At 54.0% G+C, this 22,357-nt stretch carries 16 protein-coding genes; 4 read left to right on the plus strand and 12 right to left on the minus strand.

Going from position 1 to position 22,357, the window contains the following annotated elements:
• Positions 1-84 precede the first annotated feature (84 nt).
• Positions 85-960 carry a LytTR family DNA-binding domain-containing protein gene (locus tag FH871_RS09155; protein ID WP_138991144.1) on the minus strand — a complete coding sequence of 292 codons (876 nt, stop codon included), beginning with the start codon at positions 958-960 and terminating at the stop codon, positions 85-87.
• 73 nt (positions 961-1,033) lie between these two features.
• Between FH871_RS09155 and FH871_RS09160 the strand changes: the two genes are divergently transcribed.
• Positions 1,034-1,744 carry a sulfite oxidase-like oxidoreductase gene (locus tag FH871_RS09160; RefSeq protein WP_138991145.1) on the plus strand — a complete coding sequence of 237 codons (711 nt, stop codon included), beginning with the start codon at positions 1,034-1,036 and terminating at the stop codon, positions 1,742-1,744.
• A gap of 94 nt (positions 1,745-1,838) precedes the next feature.
• Here FH871_RS09160 and FH871_RS09165 read toward each other — a convergent pair whose 3' ends face one another.
• The 4 genes from FH871_RS09165 to FH871_RS09180 form a co-directional block, all read right to left on the minus strand.
• A complete protein-coding gene (locus tag FH871_RS09165) occupies positions 1,839-2,399 on the minus strand; it encodes an SIS domain-containing protein (RefSeq protein WP_138991146.1) in 561 nt (186 codons plus the stop codon).
• 61 nt (positions 2,400-2,460) lie between these two features.
• On the minus strand, positions 2,461-3,354 hold the full coding sequence (locus FH871_RS09170) for an ROK family protein (RefSeq protein ID WP_138991147.1): 894 nt from the start codon (positions 3,352-3,354) through the stop codon (positions 2,461-2,463).
• Between the two features lie 94 nt (positions 3,355-3,448).
• Positions 3,449-4,198, minus strand: a complete 750-nt coding sequence (locus FH871_RS09175; protein WP_138991148.1) for an OBAP family protein — start codon at positions 4,196-4,198, stop codon at positions 3,449-3,451.
• 171 nt (positions 4,199-4,369) lie between these two features.
• The gene (locus FH871_RS09180; RefSeq protein WP_138991149.1) at positions 4,370-5,053 is read right to left on the minus strand and encodes an MCP four helix bundle domain-containing protein; all 684 of its coding nucleotides are present in this window, start codon (positions 5,051-5,053) and stop codon (positions 4,370-4,372) included.
• A 250-nt stretch (positions 5,054-5,303) separates the two neighbouring features.
• On the opposite strand from FH871_RS09180, the gene FH871_RS09185 reads away from it, so the two are divergent.
• Both FH871_RS09185 and FH871_RS09190 read left to right on the plus strand, forming a co-directional pair.
• A complete protein-coding gene (locus FH871_RS09185; protein ID WP_138991150.1) occupies positions 5,304-8,171 on the plus strand; it encodes a PVC-type heme-binding CxxCH protein in 2,868 nt (955 codons plus the stop codon).
• Positions 8,172-8,398: 227 nt separating this feature from the next.
• On the plus strand, positions 8,399-8,803 hold the full coding sequence (locus FH871_RS09190) for a hypothetical protein (protein ID WP_138991151.1): 405 nt from the start codon (positions 8,399-8,401) through the stop codon (positions 8,801-8,803).
• Between the two features lie 61 nt (positions 8,804-8,864).
• On the opposite strand, the gene FH871_RS09195 is transcribed toward FH871_RS09190, so the two are convergent.
• The 6 genes from FH871_RS09195 to FH871_RS09220 form a co-directional block, all read right to left on the minus strand.
• Positions 8,865-10,226 (minus strand): ATP-binding protein, encoded by a 1,362-nt coding sequence (locus FH871_RS09195; RefSeq protein ID WP_138991152.1) that lies wholly within the window; start codon positions 10,224-10,226, stop codon positions 8,865-8,867.
• Positions 10,227-10,712: 486 nt separating this feature from the next.
• A complete protein-coding gene (locus FH871_RS09200) occupies positions 10,713-11,939 on the minus strand; it encodes a sorbosone dehydrogenase family protein (RefSeq protein ID WP_138991153.1) in 1,227 nt (408 codons plus the stop codon).
• Between the two features lie 189 nt (positions 11,940-12,128).
• The gene (locus FH871_RS09205) at positions 12,129-12,533 is read right to left on the minus strand and encodes a T9SS type A sorting domain-containing protein (protein ID WP_138991154.1); all 405 of its coding nucleotides are present in this window, start codon (positions 12,531-12,533) and stop codon (positions 12,129-12,131) included.
• 180 nt (positions 12,534-12,713) lie between these two features.
• Positions 12,714-14,501, minus strand: a complete 1,788-nt coding sequence (locus FH871_RS09210) for a RagB/SusD family nutrient uptake outer membrane protein (RefSeq protein ID WP_212768209.1) — start codon at positions 14,499-14,501, stop codon at positions 12,714-12,716.
• Positions 14,502-14,519: 18 nt separating this feature from the next.
• Positions 14,520-17,882, minus strand: coding sequence for a TonB-dependent receptor (locus FH871_RS09215; protein WP_138991155.1), 3,363 nt, complete (start codon positions 17,880-17,882; stop codon positions 14,520-14,522).
• A 539-nt stretch (positions 17,883-18,421) separates the two neighbouring features.
• The gene (locus FH871_RS09220) at positions 18,422-18,859 is read right to left on the minus strand and encodes a response regulator (RefSeq protein WP_138991156.1); all 438 of its coding nucleotides are present in this window, start codon (positions 18,857-18,859) and stop codon (positions 18,422-18,424) included.
• A 216-nt stretch (positions 18,860-19,075) separates the two neighbouring features.
• Between FH871_RS09220 and FH871_RS09225 the strand changes: the two genes are divergently transcribed.
• Positions 19,076-19,498 (plus strand): response regulator, encoded by a 423-nt coding sequence (locus FH871_RS09225; RefSeq protein ID WP_138991157.1) that lies wholly within the window; start codon positions 19,076-19,078, stop codon positions 19,496-19,498.
• Positions 19,499-19,513: 15 nt separating this feature from the next.
• Here the strand turns inward: FH871_RS09225 and FH871_RS09230 are convergent, their stop codons facing one another.
• Positions 19,514-22,348, minus strand: coding sequence for an Ig domain-containing protein (locus tag FH871_RS09230; protein WP_138991158.1), 2,835 nt, complete (start codon positions 22,346-22,348; stop codon positions 19,514-19,516).
• Positions 22,349-22,357 lie beyond the last annotated feature (9 nt).

Here is a 22,357-nt window from a genome sequence, read left to right on the forward strand (position 1 = left end):
TTGCAAAACAAGGCCGCAAAGACGGTTTTTGGAACGGTTTTCGAATCCAATTCAACGAATGGTACGGAAACCGGGGATGAGGGGTCAACCAGCGGCCACCTGTTGCAGCCACTTCTTAAACTCCGCGTTCCGGTAGCGGCTGACCGTTACGGTTTCTTCGGGCTGGTTCCGGTGCAAAGCCGGGGCCAGCGTCACCCGGAGCTTGCGGTTGCTGTCGTCCTGCACCGCTCGGATGGCCGACAGCGACACGATAAACTGGCGGTTCAACTGGAAAAAATGGCCTTCAGGGAGTAAACTTTCCAGCCGGGAAAAGGCGTTGTAATTCGTGGTCAGTTGCTGCCCATCGGTTTTGACCAGCAGAACCACGCCCTGTGTCGAGAAGAAATAGGCGATTTCGCCGGGGCGCAACCTGAACTGGCGGGAACCGGCGTCGATCAAAAGGACGGAATCCCAAACCGGTTGAACAGGCGGCTGCAAGTGGTTTAATTCGAGGTTGATGGCTTCCGTCGCCGACTGTTTTTCGAGCCGGAATGCCTGAAGCAGATACAGCCCGACGTAGCCGCCATTGACCAGCGTGGCGATGGTGAGGCAGACAAAAATACCGGACGTAAGTTGAACCGAATTGGGCCAGAAACCGGAATACAGCCGGATGGCGCAAGGGAAAACAACCGAAAACGTCAGCAGCGTGGCCAAACCGCCCACCACAAATTGCCGCCCGATGCGTCGGGCAGGGTTGTAGGAAAATGGCATACGGCGGTCGAAATGCCGAAAAATCAGTATATTGACCGACCAGCACGACAGCATGACCGTGGCAACCGTCAGAAAGTAAGCAGTCGGAAAACGATACGCCGACTGCCACGGAAAATGCCGGTAAAAAACGACGTGCGACGCGATCGTTGCCAGAAGCGGGACCAGAATCAGCAGCAAAAAACCGTGTTGTCGGCGGCTTAACGGCTCCATGATGGTTTCAGTTGCTTTTTTTGTCTATAAACCAGAACGGCATACGGGCCGTTATTCATCAAACTAAAAACGCATGGAGCCGAACGAAACCGCCCCGAATGCTGATAAACTCGACCGCATCATCGACGCCCGCATGAAGCTGAAACGCCGGTTTGAGGAAGCCATTCAGAATACCCCGTCGATGACCGACGAAAAACCGCTGGGGTCTGGTCCGCCGAACCGCCACGGGATGCCGAAGATACCAAAAAGCCAGACGGTTACGAAAAAATGGCCGGTTCTCGACCTGGGCTACCAACCAAACATTCCGCTGGACAAGTGGCAGTTGGCCATCGATGGGGAAGTTGAACAGCCGGTTCGGCTGAAATGGGCAGATTTCATGGCGTTGCCCCAAACGGAGGATGTAAGTGATTTTCACTGCGTAACGACCTGGTCGAAGCTGGATGTGCCGTGGGTGGGCGTCCGGTTTGCGGATCTGGCTGCGCTGGTGATGCCGAAAGAAACCGCCACGCACGTCATGTGCTACGGTTTTGATGGGTATTCGACCAACATCGCACTGGAAGAAGCCCTCAAATCCGACGTCCTGCTGGTTCATACCGTTGAGGGTGAGCCGCTTCCCCTCGAACACGGCGGGCCGGTTCGCATGATTACACCCCAGCTTTACGCCTGGAAAGGCTCCAAATGGATCAAACGAATCGAGTTTATGGCCGGTAATCGCCTGGGTTTCTGGGAAGAACGCGGTTATTCTAATACGGCTTACCCGTGGCGGAATGACAGATACAGTTAAGAGTTATGAGTTAAGAATGAAAACGGGGCCGTTCACGCGGTTGGTTGACGCAATGCAATCTATATCTCTTCATTCTTAACTCATAACTCATAACTCAAATGGAGTTCTCCATAAACGCGTAACACAGCATGTGGCAGATCGTCATGTGGGCGTCTTCCACGCGGCCGTAGTGAACCGAGTCGATGGCGATCACTTCGTGGGCGAGGTCGGCGAGGGTGCCGCGTTTGCCGCCGACGAGGGCCACCGTCGTGAGTTCGTGCTCATTGGCCCACTGAACGGCTTTCACCAGGTTGGGCGAACTGCCGCTGACACTCATCGTCAACACCAGATCACCGGGGCGGGCGTAATTTTGCAACTGCCCTACAAACACGTCATCGTAGGAATAATCGTTGCCGAGGGCCGTGATCCAGGCGGTATTGTCGTTCAGCGACAGGCAGCGAAACCGCTTGCCGAGCCGGTCAGAAGCGCCTTTTCCCAGATCCGTAATGAAATGGGAAGCATTGGCCGCACTGCCGCCGTTGCCAAAAACGAAAAACTGGCGGTCTTCTTCCCAGCAGGTTTTCAGCAGTTTGACGATGCGCTCCACGCGCCCGACCGGAATGGAGTCGATGGCCGCCTGGTGGTGAACAAGATACTGTTCAAAATACGTTTGCATACCAAGTATAAGATTGAAATAGTAGAGGGTGGTCGAACCGAACGAACGTCCGGTTATTCATTTATAAACTCAACGCGCCAATCGGCACGGTATTTTCGCCCAATTCCGCCAGCCGAACCGCCGGGCCGGGTTGAAAAGCACCCATCAGGTAGGCCGGCAATCGTTTCTCGACCGCCGACCGCAGCGGTTCACCGGTCAGCGACAGGCCACCGCCCAGCACGATGACGTCCGGATGCAACAGATGCACGACGTGCGAGAGCCCAAACGCCAGATCGTCGGCCAGTCGCCCGAAGATTCGCTGGGCCGTCGGGTCGCCCCGGTCGAATGCTTCCCGTAAAAACCGGGCTTCACCCGTTTGGGCCGGACCAACCACTTGCCTTAGAATCGAGTCTGATGGCAGATTGGTCAGCGCTTCGCGGATTTCGCGGTCGACAGCCCAGCCGGAGCAGACCGACTCCAGGGTGGTGCCGGTTTTATCGAGCCGAAGGTGACCGATTTCGGTTTCGCCCGGTGGCATTCCGTGGTAAATTTGCCCGTCGATCACCAGGCCACCCCCAACACCACTACCGAGTGTTACGTAGAAAACCTGTCGGAAGGTGCGCCCGGCGCCGTGCAGGGCCTCACCGAGGGCCGCCACATTGGCGTCGTTTTCCACCCGAATCCGCGGGGCCGCTGTCCGCTGCCGCAGCCACTCGCCCAGGCCAAAACCGGCCCAGCCTTCAATCTGGTGGGAAGTAGCGATCCGACCGGTTTGGGTGTCGACCGGGCCGCCGAACCCGACGCCAATGGTTTGAATGGGTTCGGAAAGTTGCTTTAGGGTGTCGTCGATGTGGGCTAAAATACCGGTGGCCCCGCGGGACTTATCGACCGTAAACCGGAAATGGTGCCGAAGGGTGGTTGCTTCACCCGCTACGAGTTGCAGTTTAGTACCGCCAATTTCAATGCCAAGATTCATTCTGTTGGGCGGAACTCAATCCGCCATGCGTAGGAATAGATGGTCAGGCGATGCGTCAGAAACGCAGTCCCCGACAAAGTAAAGAAGAAAAAAATTACCGGAGGGTATCTTTTTGAAGATGGGGGTAATTTCGTCGGGTAAGCGCCGGAAGCTGGATGCCGGGGCCGTTTTGCCAGGCGTCGGCCCCCGAAACGGGCGGGCGTCCCAGGATGTCAGACCGCAATTGCCGCTTTTCGGCCGACGAAACATGCAAACGTTGATCACGGGTTTGCAGCAGGCCGGGGTCGATCTGGCCGTCCCTCGTAAAGTCCATCACCAGCGCCGGGCCGCCGAAGGGGAGCGTCGAGTCCTGCTCGGTGTGCCACAGTTGCCAGGTTTTGCCATACCGCGTAACCAGCGTGCTCATCAGATCGTGTTCGGCCTTTGGGCTTAAACCGGGGGCCACCAGCATCCCGCTTTTCACGTCGTAGCGGTAGCTGTGCCAGAGTTTTTTTTCATCGTCCGGCAGGGTTTTAAACAGGCGCTCCGAAATGACGTATTCCACGCCCATCAATTTGGCATTCGTTCCGCTGCCGTCAAAAATGGCGCATTGCGTCAGGTCTTCGCTGAGCGTACTGCAATAGTGGTGAGCCTCGAACTGGTTTGCCCGCTGGCCATTATAAAATTGAAATTTGTTGAGATAAAGCGCCAGTTGTTGAGCCGGAGTCGGCGGTTTTTCGGCGGGTTTAGTCTTTGCCTGGCGTCTTTCGGAAGAAGGGGTTGAGGGTGCACCGGATGACGTATGATCTCCTCCACAAGCCAGTAGCAGTACGGCTCCCAGTACATAAAACCCCAATTTGATCATTGTGACAGAAAAAAATGCGTTCCTCAACATTGATCACAACTTTCGTTCGCAGGATTTGTTCGAGGTAATTTTGCCGGGGAAGTTACTTTTTTTGAAAAGATATACGCTTGCCAGGGGCGGTTTATTTTTTTAGACTAGGGTGTTATTGTTTGTATATAAAACCGATTGTAACTAATTTAAATGAAAAGGTTGCCGGTCCTGCTGGATGATTTTAGAATTATGAATCAGGCCCAGGATCAGCAAACCGATCACAATAGCGACGGCAATCTGGAGAGATGAGATGAGGTTGAATTGTGAGGATTCTGTTTTTGATTCCTTAACAAGACTCTGACCCTCAGTATATTGAATTTGTGTTAGTTCATTCAGGCACGCAATGGCCCGTTGAAACGTTTGGGAGCCTTTGCCGTTGAATAATTCACTGCCCGCTTCTTTATTTCCGGATTCGCTCAGGTGAAGAATACGGTTTTCGAGTATCGCATAGTCACTAACCCGGTTTTTAAAAGTGTGCAGGCTTTTGGCTTCTTCCGTAATCAGAAAGGTCTTTTCATAATTCCGGATGAGTGAATCGATCGACTGGTTTTGTGTTTTAAGTTGGGCTTTGATTTCGGCCGGGGTGGAGGTCGTTGTTGCCATGAGATGCTTCTCCACCAAAAGCCGTTTGATGTACAGATTTTCGATTAAATGAACCATATCGACTGCCGGAACAAGCCGGTCCTGGTAGATGGAAGAGAAGGATTTATCGATGTCATTGATGTTGCTGCGGGAAAGAAATGTGCTCAGGATAATCAATACCATGATTCCGCTCAGAAGGAGCGCTGCCTTCATTTTTTGCTGAATAACAAATGACCATTTCATATCCTGTATAGATTAAATTTTGCGGGAAACACCGTGCCCATGTTCTCTACCAATTAACGAAAATAAGATTATTTCTATATATTTTTTCATTCCTGTTGTTGGGCTTCATAGATTCTGTTTGGTTACAGAGGAAGTCAACAGGCTGATTTTGTTTCAACGGGCCTAAATTTGGTGTAGACAGAACGTTGGAGACATTGGATTTTCTCCTAATTTTAACGTATAGATTCCTAGACCCTTATGATTTGTTCCCATGTACAAACTCCTGTTGTTCATCCCTTTCGTTTTTGCCATTCTTGCCATAACCCAAACGGATCCAACGGCACGAATTTCTCCCCACCCATCCATTCAGGACACCACGAAGATTGACCGCGATTATGCCCTGGAAGCGAACATGACCGGTTTTTTCAGTAAGAACGGCGCGCGAAATCCCACTTTACGGGCCAACAAAGGCGACCGGGTTCGCATTACGATCACCAACGGGGAGACCATGACGCACGACATTGCGCTGGAAAAACTCAAGCTGAAAAGCAAGACGATCCTCGAAAAAGGGTCCAGCACCAGCATCGTATTTACGGCTGGTCAGAATGATACGTATTATTGTTCCGTTCCGGGCCACCGGGCCGCCGGGATGGTGGGGGCCATCGAGGTGGTGGAGGGCGTGATTTCGGACGCCACCATTGCCGGGCAGGTGCCGATGAAAGACGGCCAGCCGCTCAACCTGAACTTCGAGACGGGAACGCTGAAAGACTGGACGGCTACGGGCGACGCGTTTGCCAACCCGCTCGTGAACGCCGATCCGTCGCCGGTACATGAAAAGGAAATGAACATCGGTTTTGAAGGGAAATATTTCCTGAGCAGCGGGGGAACGGTGAACTTCAAACAAACCGGGACGCTGACTTCCGTACCGTTTAAAGTGACCCAGCCGTTTGCGGCTTTCCGGGTGTCGGGCGGGGCGTTGCAGGATACACGCGTCGAACTCGTTCAGGCGGGGACCAACCAGGTCATTTACCACATTACCGGACAGGGTCGGGCCACGCTTCAACCCGCCGTTGTGGATCTGCAACCATATCTGAACCAGGATATTTTCATTCGGATCATCGACAACGAAACCGGTATTTCCCAGATTCCGTACATTCCGAACGACAAGTGGGCACACATCAATTTTGATGAATTTCTGTTTTATCCCACCCGCCCCAACTTCCCAAACGAGCTGGATCAGAAGGACATCATCATTCTGCCGCCCCTCGATCCCGTCCTCCACGCCGGCCTTTCCGGTACGGAAGCCGCTAAGGTGATGACCCTGCCGAAAGGATTTAAGATTACGCTGGCGGCTTCTGAACCCGACATCATCAAACCCATTTGTTTCACCATCGACTGGCGGGGGCGGCTTTGGGTGGTCGAATCACACACGTATCCGATTCCGGCACCCGAAGGCCAGGGCCGTGACCGCATCCTGATTTTTGAAGACACCAACGGCGACGGAACGCTGGATAAGAAAAAAGTTTTTGCCGAAGGACTGAACCTCGTCAGCGGGATGGAAGTGGGTATGGGGGGTGTGTGGCTGGGGGCGGCTCCTTATCTGCTGTTTATTCCGGCGGATTTCAAAACCGATAAACCAACCGGCCCGGCCCAGAAACTGCTCGACGGCTGGGGCACGCAGGATACCCACGAAACCCTCAACAGCCTGCGCTGGGGACCCGATGGCTGGCTGTATGGCAACCACGGCGTGTTTACGCATTCTAACGTCGGAAAACCGGGTGCACCGGATTCGGAGCGGACCAAACTGAACGCCGGGGTCTGGCGGTATCATCCGACCAACCACCAGTTTGAACTGTTTGCCGAAGGAACCAGCAATCCCTGGGGTATCGACTTCAACGACTACGGCCATGCCTTCATCACGGCCTGCGTCATTCCGCACATGTATCACATGATTCAGGGCGGGCGGTATTTCCGGCAGGCCGGCAAACATTTCAACCCGTATACCTACGACGATATCAAAACCCACGCCGATCACGTGCACTGGCTGGGCAAACGGGGACCTCATGCCGGTAATTTCCGGTCGGCAGCAGCGGGAGGGGGGCACGCCCATGCCGGGGCCATGATCTACCTCGGCCATAGCTGGCCGCAGGAATACCGCAACGATATTTTTATGAACAACATCAACGGGGCCCGGCTAAACCAGGATCATCCGACCCGGTCCGGATCGGGCTACCTGGTGAAACACAAACCGGATTTTCTGGCCATGAACGATTCGTGGTCACAATGGCTGAATATGAAATACGACCCCAGCGGTTCGGTTTTTGCCATCGACTGGTACGATAAGAACCAGTGTCACAGTGCAAACCCGGATGTGCACAACAAAACAATGGGCCGGATTTTCAAGATTACCCACGAAAATGACAAATGGGTGCAGGTCGATCTGTCAAAAGCGTCGGATCTGGAACTGGTGAATCAGCAGCTCAATCCGAATGAGTGGTATGTCAGACAGGCACGTACGATTTTGCAGGAGCGCGGCCCCAACAAGAAGGTCCACAAAGCCCTGAAGGAAATACTGGCTAAAAATCCCGATGCGACCCGGAAACTCCGGGCGCTGTGGGCGTTGCACGTAACGAAGGGGCTGACCGAAAAAGAGCTGGCAGACCTGCTTGCCAACGAGAGCGAATACGTCCGGAGCTGGGCGATTCAACTCCTGGCGGAAGACAAAACCGTATCGCCGGAAACCCTGAAGCGCTTTGCGGCCCTGGCCCAGAATGACAATTCGGCCCTGGTACGACTTTACCTGACCTCGGCGATGCTGCGTCTGGAACCGGCGCAGCGGTGGAACGTGCTGGAAGCCCTGGTTCAGAAAACCGAGGATAAAGACGATCCTAACCTGCCGCTGATGGTGTGGTATGCCGCCGAACCGCTGGCCATTGTGGATGCCAAACGGCTGTTGCAGATGGCCGAGAAAGCCAAACTTCCAAAAATCATGCCGTATGCCGTTCAACGCATCGGTGCCATTGGTTCAAATGACTCCAAAAAAGTGCTGAAAGAACTGAACGGGCGGTTGGGGAAAATGGAGCATTCGCACGAGAATCACGAAATTCAACAGGTGCTGGCGAAGGTGCTGGAAGAGTGACATCACCTGTAACGAAAATGGGAACGCGGATTGGGCGGATGAAACGGATCAAAAAACGGATTTTTAGTTTAATCTGTGTAAATCCGCTCGATCCGTTCAATCCGTGTTCCCATCCAAAACCGATGGTACTTTACCAGCCTTTTCTTTGACTGGACCAATTCGCGATGCACCGGGAATGGAAAAGTAAAATATACCGCCTACATTCATCGTAAATTTCATTTGAACGTATGCGGGTTGTCTTTCTATTGGTTGCGCTTGGCATTGGCCTGGTGTTTTACTTGAGTTGGGTTCCGAATCCGGATATGGGGTTGGTCTGGTTTGTTCCGGATTGGATTGCGAACTGGACCGACGCCCGGGCCAATGGCGATTTACGCACGGCGGTTCCCTTCGTCTTTTTAGGGCTGATCACGGGTGTCTGGCTCTTTCGTTTACAGAAGTCTTCGGTTTGGTGGTTGGCAACCCTGGTGGGTCTCACCGGTATTGCTGCCATTGCGGAAGCGGGACAGATCGCGATGCCACACCGGCACTTTAGCTGGGCCGATATTGGTTGGGGTGGTGTTGGGTCATTCCTTGGTCTGCTGGTGGCCTACGGGGGGATGCAAACTTTGAAATGGCTGAAAGTGAGTCTATAATGTGGAAGGATTAAGCCTGGTAACGATTCGGCCGGTTGCAGGAGGCCCCTCGATGGGAAACTCAAACGGGTAAAAAAACGCTGAACGTAGCTCCCTGACCCACCTGACTGGTGGCCACAATGGCTCCGCCGTGATTTTTGATCACCTTATCACAAATGGCCAGGCCAATTCCGGTGCCGGCATAGTCTTTCCGGCCATGAAGGCGTTGAAAAACCTGGAAAATTCGCTCCGCATACCGGACATCGAAACCAATGCCATTGTCGATAACATCAATGCAATGATAGGCGATTGCTTTTCCACGCGTCTGAACGCCATCCGGCAGATTTTCTCCGGCGATCCAGCGGGCTTTGATCTGGATTTGCGGGGGAGCTGACGGCTTGTGGAATTTGAGCGCATTGCTGAGCAGGTTCTGGAAAAGTTGCCGGAGTTGACGGGAATCGCCAAGCACCACCGGCAGCGGATCAAGGTCGACTTTTGCATCCAATTCCGAGATAACACCATCCAGGTCCGTCACCACCAGATTCACCAGCGCCGTGAGCGAAACGGGAATGTCGACCTCCCGCTGGGTCGACAAACGGGAGAGGTTCAGCAGATCCGTGATCAACGTAGACATCCGTTCGCCCGCCATCTTCATGCGGTTCAACAAGTCCAGACCGGCAGGTTCCAGCACCGAACCGTACTGATCCGATAGCATGCTGCTGAAGGACTGAATTTTGCGCAGCGGTTCTTTCAGATCGTGGGACGCCACATACGCAAACTCCTGCAGGCTATTGTTCGATTGGAGCAACCGCTCGTTGGATTTCAGCAGTTCTCTGTTGGAAGCTGCCAATTCCTTGTTAACCTCTTCCAGTTCGCGGGTGCGTTCGTAAACCTGTTCCTCCAGGTTGCTGACCAGCACTTGAAAACGCTCTTCGTTTTGCCTCAGTTCATGGTTCGCTTTTCTCAACTCCAGCAGGTTCACCACCTGTTTCGCCAGCATCTTCAACGCGCCCAGTTGGTGTTCATCCAGCACTTTCGGTTCGTGATCGATGACACACAGCGAGCCGAGGGCATAACCGTTTGACTCTACGAGAGGGACCCCCGCGTAAAAAATGACGTGCGGTTCACCGGTAACCAGAGGATTGCCCACGAAGCGTTCATCTTTTCTGGAATCGGTTACGATAAAAGTTTCCAGGGGATTTTGCAGGGCGTAGGTGCAAAACGCCAGTTCACGCGGTGTTTCCCGGACATCGAGCCCGTGGTTGGATTTAAACCACTGCCTTTTGTCATCAATCAGGCTAATCAGGGAAATGGGCGTTTTACAGATTTGGGATGCCAGGTCGGTAATGGCATCGTAATCACTATCGGGTAACGTATCAAGGATATGGTACGCTTTTAACGCATTTATTCGGTTGATTTCTTCAGGCGAAAAAGTTGGTTGCATCAGTAATTAACAGTCTGGTAGCGATTTGCCAGGATAGTTTCAATGAATAAATTGATGAATGAACAAATTTTAAAAACATCTTCAGCATCTAACCATTACTACCCCGGGTTTGTTTTGACGGAATGTCCATTAAAATGCGTTAAGTCGCTTGTTGATGATTTTTCTGCGGATTTCGTAGTTTATGAGTGGTTTTAATTCGTGCGTACACAGTTGCTGGTTTATTGGTCCTCATTTTGCTTTGGGATATGCCTATTCCTGTCTTCCGGAGTCGGTGAAGTTACATAAAATTCAGCAAGCCATTATGTGGTGTATGACCGGCTGAAACTTCAAACGGAAACCCGGTATAGAATCTTGCTTTCTTCGCGTCAGCTCCCTACGATGCCTCGTAAATAGATAAAAAGAATGGTATAAAGAAGTGGTCTTGATATCACTTCTTTATACCATTTCGATGAGCAATTTTGAGATAAAAACGACCCGATTTTTGCTCTATGGCTTGTAAATCACCCGGTAAATGACCCCGTTGTTGTCATCCGTGAACAGGAGTGAGCCGTCCGGCATCGTTGCAATCCCGACCGGGCGGCCAAACTGCGCCTGGTTGCTGTTAACCAGAAAACCCGTTACGAAATCATCGATGCGGGTCGGTTTTCCATTTTCAAAGTGGATTCTTACCACCTTATAACCAGACGGTTGTGAACGGTTCCAGGAGCCACGCATTGTCACAAAGGCATCATTTTGATAGTCCGCTGGGAAGCTGTTGATGCCGCCCGTGTAGAACACCATACCCAGGGGAGCCGCGTGGGCCTCATAGGAGAGTGTCGGTAAGGTCGTTTTGGCCAGGATTTGTGCGTAGGTGGTATCGCCCATCGGCCGGGGATGCGGATTGTAGTTGCCATCCCCGTAAATGTACGGCCAGCCGTAGAAAGCACCCTGTTTGATCTGGTTCAGCTCTTCCTTCTGTTGTTCGTCGCCGAGCCAGTCAATGCCGTGGTCAAAACCGTAAAGTTCTTTGGTTTCGGGATGCCAGCCAAAACCGATGGTATTGCGCAAGCCGCTGGCATAAATGATGCGGTTGGAGCCGTCGGCATTGGCCCGCAGAATGGTAGCGTGTTCAGCATTGGGTTCGGCACAGGCATTGCAGGTACTGCCAACGGTGATATACATCAAACCGTCGGGACCAAAGCCAATGGTCCGGTTCGGGTGCTGACCGCCGTCGGGCAGGTTGTTGATGAGTTGCTGCGGTGTACCCAGCGTGCCATCCGGATTCAGATCGGCCCGGTACACTTCTTTCACCGTCACCAGATACATCTTATCCATGTGAATGGTAAGGCCATGCACGGCTTTGATGGTAGCGACCACCTGTTTCAGATCGGCCTTTCCATCGCCCGTGGTATCGCGCAAAAGGGTAACCGTCCCCGCTTCGCGGCTGGTGACGTACACATTTCCCGACGAACTGACGGTCAGCATCCGGGGTTTGCCGAGCTGGTCGGCAAACTTGGCGATGCTAAAACCGGCGGGGAGTTTCAGTTGTGCCACGCGAGCGTCGGTGGCGTCGACCAAAGCGGGTTCGAAGACGTTGCCCTGAATGCTGGCCGACGTGGGTTCTTTGTTGGTTTCGGGAATTTTGGCATCAATGAGATGGTCCTTGGTGCAGGAACTTGCGAAGGCTAATCCGGCCAGACCGGCCAGCACAGAAGCGAAACGTAGATTCTTCATTTTCAAATGAGCTGTGAATGTTGCGTGAATAGGGAGTTATTCTCTTTTTATCATGCTAACCTGACAAGCCGGTGTGTGGGATCTGAAAATGTGGGAATAGCGAGCGTACGGCCCGGAATTTTGCCCGAACGTGAAAAAACCGACCCAATCGGAGTCGGCTTTTCCCGTCTATGGAGGTAGGGTTCATGCTTAGTTGATAGCGACGAGTCGGGAAGCCGCCTGGGTCTGCGGGCTTGTGGCCAGCGTTAATTCCTGCGTGGTGGTTTCGACCCCGTTGCTGATGGCGACCTGATAGACGCCGTCGGGTAACGCACTGACATCCAGACGCACCCGGGCTGCTTCCTGGCGTTTGCCGAACTGCTGCACGAAGAACTCCTTGCCCGCGCTGTTGGTCAGTCGAACGAACACCGTTCCGCCGGTTTCTTTTTGCAGGGCAATCTGGATTTTGCCTTCCATCGTTTTGTACATGCTGCTTTTGAAGGCGGCTGCGGTTTTGGGTTTTCCAGCGGGCTTGTTGGTGTCAGCCACGGAAGCCGAGACGGTTACGGCGGTCAGGGTAAAGGCAACGAGCAGGGATTTGATGAGCGTTTTCATGGCGTATGACGTTTGATTTTTGTTTCTGTTTGAATGAATCAAAGGTCGGCATCAACGCCAGAAAAGGCTGTCACAAATGAGTCAATCCCTGTTACTTTTGAGAAACGAGAGTGGTCTTGTGCTACTAGTAGCACAAGACCACTTGAGAAAGCAAGAAAGATGATTTTCTCACGGTATTGATTACCAGCCGGGATTCTGGATCAGTTTGGGATTCATTTCAATTTCCGTTTGCGGAATGGGCCAGACGGTGATGTTGTCTTTCCAGGTATACGGAATGGTGATGCTGCCCCAGATCTGGTTCACCCCGCTGCCCGGCGTAAACACCTTGTCTTTCAGCGATCCCCAGCGGAGTTCGTCGAAATAGTTGACGCCTTCGTTGACAAACTCAACCCGGCGTTCGTTGCGGATTCGTTCACGCAGATCGGCTTGTCCGGCTACCGTCGTGGCTGCCGAGGAATTCAGCAAACCAACCCCGGCGCGGGCGCGTACTTCGTTCACCAGCGCCACGGCTTCCGTCGTTTTGTTCTGCTCGTTGAGCGCTTCGGCCCACATCAGTAGTACGTCGGCGTAGCGGATGAGCGGAAAGTCGATCGGGCCAAACTGGCGGTTCAGCAACTCGGTCGAGCCTTCGTAGACGAACTTGCGGTGCAGGTAAAAGAACTGACTCCGCGAATCGGTGAATAAGTCGAGCACCGGGGGCGTTTCGCTGCGCGATGGCCAGCGGTTGGTATACACCTGATCGGCGCCGTTCTGCGGACGGCCCAGGTAGGTCGCATAAGGTACAATCACGTTGCTGAGCAGGCGGGGGTCGCGGTTCTGGTAGGCTTTCGCAATCCGCTCCTCGTTGCCGTTCGGCAAATACAGGGCCATGTTGAGGCCCTTGTTGGTGCCGGTGGTGATTTCGGCTGCGGTCAGTCCGTTCCGGTAAAAGAACACCTCGCGCTTATCGGCAGGCATGCTGCTGTAGCCGGGAATGATGGCGTCCCAGTTGAATTTGGAACCGTCCTTGTTTTCATACAGGTCCACCACCGAAGTCGAAACGTAGTAGTTGTTCCAGCACGAACCGAACGACGAACGCGTTCCGCAATACCACTGGGTGGTGGAACCGTAGGTGTCGACGCCCGTATGCTGGATCGAGAAAATCATTTCGTCCGACTGCTCGTTGACTTCCTTGAAGAGTTTGCTGTAGTCGGCAAAGAGTTTGTACCCGGCTTCTTTCACTTTGGCAAAATCGGCCGCGGCTTCGGCGTATTTTTTCTGGTAGAGGTACGCTTTGCCCCGCAGCGCATAGGCCGCGCCCTTCGTCACGTGTCCATAATTAGCCGCCTTGGCCACGTATTTGGCCGGCAGGTTCGGTTCGTTGATGGCATCGGTCAAATCCTGAATCACCACTTCCCATACCTTTGCTTCTGTTTCGCGGGGACGGTTCATTTCGGGAACGGTAACGGGTTCGAGGTACACCGGAACGCCCTTATAGAGCTGGTTCAGGCGGAGGTAGAAATACGCCCGCAGGAATTTACACTCCGCAATCAGCCGCGCCTTTTTTTCAGCCGCCGAGGGCGACTTGGTCCCGATGTTGGCAATGGCGTCGTTGGCACGGTGGACGCCTTCGTAGAGTTCTTTCCAGGTGTTCAGAAACCGCCCGCTCGACGTGGTTGAGGTGGCATTGATCATGTCGTTGCCCCCGCGGCTCGAGGAAGTAAATCCCATGCCGTCCATCTGGTACAATTCCCGGTCGGACGCTCCCCCGGTCTGGATGCCCAGGCGCAGGGCATTATACACCCCGGTGACGCCGAGGTCGGTCAGGTTATCACTCGTCCACATGTTGGCCGAGCTGATCGAGCCGTAGGGCGTTGTGTCCAGCAGGTCGTTTTCGCAACTGCCGAGGCTAAGCACCATCATCAGGCCCAGGCCCGTTTTGTTGATGCCCGAATAGCCAATAGTTTTTATCAATCGAAGGAAGTTCATAGTCTTGGAGGGTGTCGATTAAAACGTTACGTTCAGGCCCACGGCATACTGTTTCATGGTCGGGTAGGAGACGTTGGCCCCCACTTCCGGATCGAGACCCGGATACTTGGTGATCATGAAGACATTCTCGCCCGACAAAAACACCCGGGCGCGGCTCATGCCGATTTTAGCACCCCAGGCCGTCGGAATCGTGTAGCCGATCTGCAGGTTTTTCAGCTTGATGTAGGAAGCGTCATACAACCAGTAGCTGCTGGGAATATTCGTCTGACTATCCGAGTTGTATTTCAGGCGCGGAAATTTGCCGCCGATGTTGTTGGCCGGGTCGCTCGGGTTGGCGTCGTTATAATAATAGTGGTCGTCGGCGATCCGGGTGCCGATCGAATTGGTCAGCGTCGTACGCGTTCCGTTGATCCCCGTCTGGTTATACAGGTATTTCATGCCGGCACTACCCGCCCAGAGCATCGAAAAATCGAACCCGCGCCAGGATGCACTGAGCGAAAGACCCATGATAAATTGGGGGGTGCTGCTTACGCCCGAAAACCGCTTGTCGAAATTGTTACCGTAGGTGCCGTCGCCGTTGACATCGGCATAAATCAGGTCCCCGTAGTACAATTGCCCTTTTCCGATCGTGCCGACCGGCTGGAACTTATACCCCTTGGCCATCATCGCCTGCACCCACGCCAGGTCTTCGGGCGTCCGGATCATGCCGTCGGTTGGTCCGCCGTTGATGTTAACCGTTCCGTCGGAATTGGAATGGCTGCCGTCGCCCTTGTACACATCCAGGAGGTAATATTCATTGATCGGATGACCTTCCAGAATGCGGGTATCTCCCCCGCTCGACACCTGGCCAATGTTGGACGAATACACCTGATTACCGGCGGCATCGGTCGTGTACCCTTCGACCAGGGAACCCCGGTAATTCGTCACCCGGTTGATGTTATACGCCACGTTGCCACTCACCGAAAAATCGACTTCGCCAATTTTGTCGCGCCAGCCCAGCGTCAACTCCAGCCCTTTGTTGAGCACGCCCGCCGTGTTCTGGGTGGGAGCCGCTTTCGTTCCGGCGGTGAGGAAAATGGGCGGGGTCGTCAAAATACCGTCGGTCAGTTTGTGGTACCAGTCCAGTTCGAAATTCATCCGGCCCTTGAACAAGGCACCTTCCAGACCGATGTCGGTAACGCTCGTCGATTCCCAGAGCAGCAGCGGATTGGCGTATTTGGCCTGCACCAGCCCCGTGGTGGCAACGCCGTTGAATGAGTAGGGGACTTTGCCGTAAACCGCCTGGTAGTCGTAATCGCCCGATGCCCCAGCGGCATAGATGACGTTATTGTTCGCGCCGTTGTTCCCGAGTTTACCCCAGGATGCCCGCAGTTTCAGGCCCTGAATTTTTTCGTTCAGCCCGCGCAGGAACGGTTCTTCCGAGAGCCGCCAGCCGGCCGAGAACGAGGGGAAGACACCCCAGCGGCTTTCCGGTGCAAAACGCGACGAACCGTCGTACCGCAAATTGGCTTCAAACAGGTATTTCGACTGGTACGCGTAGTTGACCCGACCGAAATACGAACGCATGGCGCGGTTATATTCCTGGCCACCCGCCGTGTTCGAGGTTTCACCCGCCGATCCCAGCGTGGTCGTGGAGTAGTCGATCAAACCGCGTTTCGAGGCATTGAAATCGTAATACCGGAAGTTGAATTGGTTGTAACCGACCAGGGCACCAAAATCATGGTCGCTCCCGAACGTCGTGCTGTAGCGCAGCACGTTGTCCAGCGTCAGCAGGTAATCCCGGTTGAACGAATAACCGGTCGTCAACTGGTCGGCGGGGGTCAACTGCACTTTCAGGGTGTTGGTCGAGAAATCCCAGCGTTCGGCTGGCCCGGCCAGCGCGTAGGAATTGCCTTCGTTGAACCGCGTCTGGTAGTTGACTTTCGGCTCCAGCGTAAGCCCTTTGGCCAGGGTTATGATGCCATAGAGGGTGGTATTGAACCGCGTGGTGCGGTCGAGCCCGCCGGTGCCGTCCAGATACGAGAAGATGTTGTTGACCGTGGTCGGTTCCTCCACGGCTACCGGAAAACCGTATTTCCCGTTGTAGTAGGGATAAATACCGGGATTGGTTTGCCACAAATATTGAAAGGCCAGATCGGTATTGGCTTTCCCGGCCGATTGCGTCGAGGCAAATGTTTGCGCCCCCAGGGTGAGGAACTTCGCAACTTTTGACTCGATGTTGGCCCGAAGCTGGAAGCGTTTGATGCCCGTATTCTGCATCACGCCCCGGTTGTCGAGGTAGCCAAGCGACATGTTGTACAACGATTTTTCGCCCCCGCCACTGACGGCAATGTTGTGGTTCTGGACAATTTCATTCCGGAATACCCAACTGGCCCAGTCGGTGTTGGGATAGGCCACATAGTTGGGAACGCCCCCCGCGCTGATGCCGTTGGGGTCTTTGTTGGCTTTTTCCCAGGTCTGGATCGTGTTGGCCGAATACACCTCTGCCACACCCACGTTCCGGTTGCTTTCGTTGAATAACCGCATGTAACGAACGTAGTCTGAAATGAATTCGGGGACGTTGCTCGGGCGGGCCGACGACAGGATGCCGGTATAGGTAACGGTCGTTTTCTTGGCTGATCCTTTTTTCGTCGTGATCAGAATCACGCCGTTGGCGGCCAAAGATCCGTAGATGGAAGCGGAAGCCGCATCTTTCAGGATCGACATGGATTCGATGTCGTTCGGGTTGACGGCGTCCATCGAGCCCTGCACCCCGTCGATGATGACGAGCGCGTCGCTGTTGTTGAGCGTACCGGTTCCCCGAATCCGGATGGTGGCACCATCGGCACCCGGTTTTCCGGACGACTGCCGCACAAAGACCCCGGGCGCCAGACCCGCGAGGGACGACGAAACGTTGGTAACCGGCCGGCTTTCGATGCTTTTGGCCGTTACCGTGGCCACCGAACCCGTCAGGTTGACTTTTTTCTGGGTACCGTACCCCACCACCACGACTTCGCTGAGGGCCTGCATGTCGGGGGCCATGGTCACATTGATGGTTGTTTGCGCGCCCACCACAATTTCCTGTAGGGTATAACCGATAAACGAGAAGACGAGCGTTGCCCCCTGATCGACGGCAATCCGGTATTTTCCGTCGGCGTCGGTTGTGGTGCCGCGCGTGGTGCCTTTCACCTGAATGCTGACGCCGGGGAGTCCTTTGCCGGTTTCGTCGGTCACGGAGCCGGTGATGGTTTCCTCCGCGGCAGACGACCTGTGGATCAACGGGCCGCTTCCCGCCGGGGCCGCCACCACCGACCCGGTTGCCAGGCAAAGGCCGAGAAGGGGGCACAGCCAACCGATCGGTCGGCCATACTGCAAAATCAGAGAACGTATAGATCGCTTCATACTGGATGGATTGATTGGTTTAAGGTATTGGGTCAATTAGGTTATTGGTTCACTACAAATCGGCGGATTCAAACTGGTGGAGAACCGCATTAAGGCGCAATGGGGGCAAGTCGGCTGGAATTCTCATCGAAGCGCGCAGGCGCTGACGGAGAAACGGACGGCGGTTCATACGGGCAGGGTTGAAGGGTGCGTAGTCGGTGCGGTATTCGAAAATACATTCAGATTCCGCATCCTAATAGCAAAATACGATCATTGTAAAGCATTTTTTTGATAAAAAATTTGCAGAATTTATCGTTTAATTTGCAACTTTCTATTTCAACTGTTCCTGATTAGCAAATTGCTCTGTAAAAAAATACCGGTCTGGCCGCGCCATTCACAGGCGGACCGGACCGGTATTTGACCATCGCCCGTCACTGGTGCGGGTTTAGATGAATCCGTAGTAGCGGAGCGCTTCACCCGGCACATTGGCGCGTAAGTCTCCTGCGGCAGCCGTGGAAATCCAGGTGGGATTGTGGGGGACTAATTGTATTCAACCCGGTTCAAAGGTCCCGGGAGGCAAACCGGTTGGGGTGCAGACAGTTTGACCAGTAGTCGATAATGGCTTGCAGTTGCGTAGTGATGTCGGCCATATTGCTCTTTTTTTCGAAGAAACCCTGAATAGTCAGGTCGTAAGCCTCTTCGACGAGATGCTTGTAAACCGGGTGAGTAAAAAAGATAAAAGGAATGGCCCGCTTGCGCAAGCCATTGTCCTGCTCGATCTGTCGCCGAAGCTCCAGGCCCGTCATGGTATGCATAGTCACTTCCGAGATGATCAGAAAAGGGCGTTGGTCCGTGGTACGCAGAAAATCAATGGCGTCTTGCCCCCGGGTAAAAACCACAACCGGATTATGGGGGGCGGTCTGCTGAAGAATTGGTACTAAAATTTCGTGATCATCTTCGTCATCATCGATTAATACAATTGGCCCCTTTGTTTCCATGCTTTCCTTTTCGTAGGTTTTTATCAGAACATAACTGAAGGGCTGCCCAAGTGTTTGATAAAACCCGCAGTTCGAGTATACGGCTTTTTGGGAACGGTTATTGAGGGAACAATCCAAGGGAATTCTGGTTATATCCTGAACGATTTCTTACCCTGGCAGGGAATTTTTGCCCTCTGGAAAGAGTTATGTAGCTGCTCAAGATTTAAACGATAGCCCTTGAAATATCCTGTTTGTGAAACCCCCTGTGTTTTTGTGGTTGATGATGATGAAGACGATCAGTTTTTAATTCAGCACGTCTTTGGCCACCACAGCCCTGAGTGTCGGATTAACAGCATCATGAATGGGGTTGAACTTCTGGATGCCCTGGCAGCGGTCGAGTTGTTGCCCGCCCTGGTGTTGTTAGATTTGAACATGCCCGTTATGGGTGGCCTGGAAGCCCTGGCGCTGATTCGAAAGGAGCCAAAGTATGATAGCCTGCCGGTTGTCATCCTGACGACCTCCAACCAGACCATCGATCAGCAGCGGGCTCTGGAATTGGGAGCAAACGGGTTTGTGACCAAACCGTTATTGCTGCAAGAGTACAACCAACTCATCCTGACGCTGCGAAAACAATGGCTGATCGGTCGCTGCATCGGCTGATGGTTCGTTTCGCTGCTAGTGCTTAACCACTTTGATTGCCACGCTTTTCAATCCGTTCGTTACGCGTAACAGCAGGAGCCCCGCCGGTTGCTGACGAACCGGTAAATGCTGCCACTCAACCACCCGGGCCGCGTCAATGTGTCGCTGGCCGACCAGCCGCCCCCCGGCATCCGTCAGTTGCAACCGGAGCGGCTGGCCTTCCGCCCCCCGGATTTCGACCACCACCTGATCCGAAACCGGGTTGCCCAACACCGTCACCGCAAGCTGCGAAGCGGTTTCGGCCGACATCCGGGCCGCCGAAGGACAACGCAGCGGTTTGCCCGAATCTTTCAACACATAGGTGCTGCCCTGTACCCGTCCATACACCAACCGCGACGTGTTGTCTTTTAACTCGGCCGGTACCGTGAAACTGTAGGCATGAGCGCCGTTGCCCTTGCCCGCATTTTTCAGATCGTCGCGGTAGATATTGGCCACCGTGCTGCCCAAAACCGTGTCCCCCGTGTAAAATTCTACGGTCAGTGGCGTATTGGGTTTGTTCCGATCCCAGACCCAGCCCCGGATGGTGCCGCACTCGACCTTGTCCAGATAGCCGTCGAAACTCCCTGTTACCGCGGTCGCCGATGTTGGCAGAACCGTAAACACGAAACTGACACTGTTCGTGTTTCGGGCATCATCGGAAGCCTGGTACGACAATACAAACGTTCCGGCCACTTTGGGGGTGCCGCTGATGATCCGGTCGAAGGGGTCGAAATCCAGTCCGGCGGGTAAATTATCCAGGGTGTAAAAAAGCAGATCTTCCCCTTCCGGGTCCGTAAAGGCCGCCAGGGTTCCCGAGAACGGGACATCCACCTGCGCCGTGATGGGCGTAATTAAAATGGTTGGGGTCGGGGGCACCGGGGGCTTATTTTCCGGTTCGCGACCCGTCCGACAAGTGAGTGCTTTCGGCGAACCCTTCAGGATGAAACTACTGCCCCGAACGCGGGCCGACAAACTGTGTGGGTTACGGTCTTTTATTTGTTCCGGAATTGAAAAAATGAACGCATGGTGGCCATTTCCTTTGCCCGCCGTGAGCAGATCCTGCCGAAATTCGCCGGCAGTCAGCATCCCGATCACATTGGGGCCATCCAGAATCTCGACGGAAACGGGCGTATTGGGTTTGTTGCCATCCCAGGCCCAGCCCCGAAATGTACCGCAATCGGCACCGTAGACATAGCCGTCGAACGAGCCCGTCGCCGATGGGTGAACGATCTCCAGAGCCGGGGTAATGGTGGCCTGGCAACTGCCCCGGCTACAGGTGACCGAATACGTCCTGAGACCGGTTACCGCCGTCGGCACCGGAATGAAGGGGCCGGTTCCCCGCTGGCCATCCGGCCCCGTCCAGGCGATCTGACCGGTTTCGCAACCCTCCATCGTAAGCAGGACGCCCGGCGTGTTTTGCACAAGGGGAGACGCGGTTCCATTGGAGGTATACGTCAGGGTTGGCGTGGTGCAGGCCGATTCCTTTACAGCCACTAACCAGAAATCCGTAAGTCCTTTCGAATTTTCCGTTTTATCCCCACTGGCGTTGGAATAGGATCGGCCCAGCAGATAAAAATTGCCGATGGCGCTTTGGCAAGCGCTGAACAGAATGTCCTCATCGGCCCCCCCCAGGGTTTTATCCCACACCCAGGCACCGTCTGAGCCCAGTTTAACAACCCAGTAGTCCCAGTCTCCCCGGCTATTTTCCGACTTGATCGCATTCCGGTTCGATTGGGACATGCCACCGGCCAGAAAACCGTCATCGGCGGTTTTGATGATGTTGAGCCCGTTTTCCTGACTGGCCCCTCCCAGGGTTTTGTCCCAGCGTTTGTTTCCATTCGCATCGACACTGACGACCCAGTAGTCGGAAGAACCGAAAGAATTCTCCGATTTTTCAAAACCCTGGTTGGAATAGGAAACCCCGGTCACCACCACCCCGCCATCAGCCGTAGCGACCCCGGACGCTGGCGTGTCTTCGCGGTCCCCGCCGATGGTTTTATCCCAGATTTTCGTCCCATCTTCGTCTATTTTGACCAGCCAGTAATCACTAAAATCCGTATTGGTCCCGCGCACGTTTTCGGTTTTGTCGCCACCCGCGTTGGACCACGACAAACCCACCAGCACGAACTGGCCGTCTGAGGTCGGAACAATCCCTGACACCGCCTGAAAGGCAGGACCGCCGTAGCTTTTATCCCATAGTTTATTTCCATCCAGATCGATCCGGATCACCCAGTAGTCTCCTTCTCCTTTCAAAGGAGCCGTTCGGTCCAGATGGGGGGAAGAACTGGAGGTGCCTGTTAACAGATACCCTGCATGGTCCGGAAGAACCGCAATACCCGAAATCTCCTCCGGAAATTCGCCCCCAAAAGTTTTTTCCCAGCTTTTGTTCCCATTCGCGTCGATCTTAAGGACCCAGAAATCACCGTATCCCCGTCCATCCTCCGATTTGTCCCCCCCTTTGTTGGAATCAGATCCTCCTCCCAGCAGAAAACCGCCATCGGGTGTTGCCACGATGGTATTTAAATTATCATAACCGCTTCCTCCGTAGGCTTTATCCCAGAGCTTGTTCCCATCGGCGTCGATTTTGACAATCCAAATATCCGAGGCCCCCAGATTGTTGACGGATTTATCACCACCGATCCCCGATGAGGAAGATCCGCCGAGAAGAAACCCGCCTTCAGTTGGAAGAATGATTCGGGCCTCGTCAAAATCATTTCCGCCGATGGTTTTATCGAAAACGTTGGCAACCTGCGCACGCAGACAGGTGCTTACGAAGAGGAACAGTACCGGCAGCCACCGGCGATTAAACGGCATCCATAAAGCGTTTTTCATGATACGATA

This window comes from Larkinella sp. C7, assembly GCF_006149005.1.
Classification (GTDB): Bacteria; Bacteroidota; Bacteroidia; order Cytophagales; family Spirosomataceae; genus Larkinella.

Bases quoted from the DNA above. Each gene is read 5' to 3' on its own strand.
- FH871_RS09155 (WP_138991144.1), bottom strand. From the start codon at position 960: ATGGAGCCGTTAAGCCGCCGACAACACGGTTTTTTGCTGCTGATTCTG.
- FH871_RS09160 (WP_138991145.1), top strand. From the start codon at position 1,034: ATGGAGCCGAACGAAACCGCCCCGAATGCTGATAAACTCGACCGCATC.
- FH871_RS09165 (WP_138991146.1), bottom strand. From the start codon at position 2,399: ATGCAAACGTATTTTGAACAGTATCTTGTTCACCACCAGGCGGCCATC.
- FH871_RS09170 (WP_138991147.1), bottom strand. From the start codon at position 3,354: ATGAATCTTGGCATTGAAATTGGCGGTACTAAACTGCAACTCGTAGCG.
- FH871_RS09175 (WP_138991148.1), bottom strand. From the start codon at position 4,198: ATGATCAAATTGGGGTTTTATGTACTGGGAGCCGTACTGCTACTGGCT.
- FH871_RS09180 (WP_138991149.1), bottom strand. From the start codon at position 5,053: ATGAAATGGTCATTTGTTATTCAGCAAAAAATGAAGGCAGCGCTCCTT.
- FH871_RS09185 (WP_138991150.1), top strand. From the start codon at position 5,304: ATGTACAAACTCCTGTTGTTCATCCCTTTCGTTTTTGCCATTCTTGCC.
- FH871_RS09190 (WP_138991151.1), top strand. From the start codon at position 8,399: ATGCGGGTTGTCTTTCTATTGGTTGCGCTTGGCATTGGCCTGGTGTTT.
- FH871_RS09195 (WP_138991152.1), bottom strand. From the start codon at position 10,226: ATGCAACCAACTTTTTCGCCTGAAGAAATCAACCGAATAAATGCGTTA.
- FH871_RS09200 (WP_138991153.1), bottom strand. From the start codon at position 11,939: ATGAAGAATCTACGTTTCGCTTCTGTGCTGGCCGGTCTGGCCGGATTA.
- FH871_RS09205 (WP_138991154.1), bottom strand. From the start codon at position 12,533: ATGAAAACGCTCATCAAATCCCTGCTCGTTGCCTTTACCCTGACCGCC.
- FH871_RS09210 (WP_212768209.1), bottom strand. From the start codon at position 14,501: ATGAACTTCCTTCGATTGATAAAAACTATTGGCTATTCGGGCATCAAC.
- FH871_RS09215 (WP_138991155.1), bottom strand. From the start codon at position 17,882: ATGAAGCGATCTATACGTTCTCTGATTTTGCAGTATGGCCGACCGATC.
- FH871_RS09220 (WP_138991156.1), bottom strand. From the start codon at position 18,859: ATGGAAACAAAGGGGCCAATTGTATTAATCGATGATGACGAAGATGAT.
- FH871_RS09230 (WP_138991158.1), bottom strand. From the start codon at position 22,348: ATGAAAAACGCTTTATGGATGCCGTTTAATCGCCGGTGGCTGCCGGTA.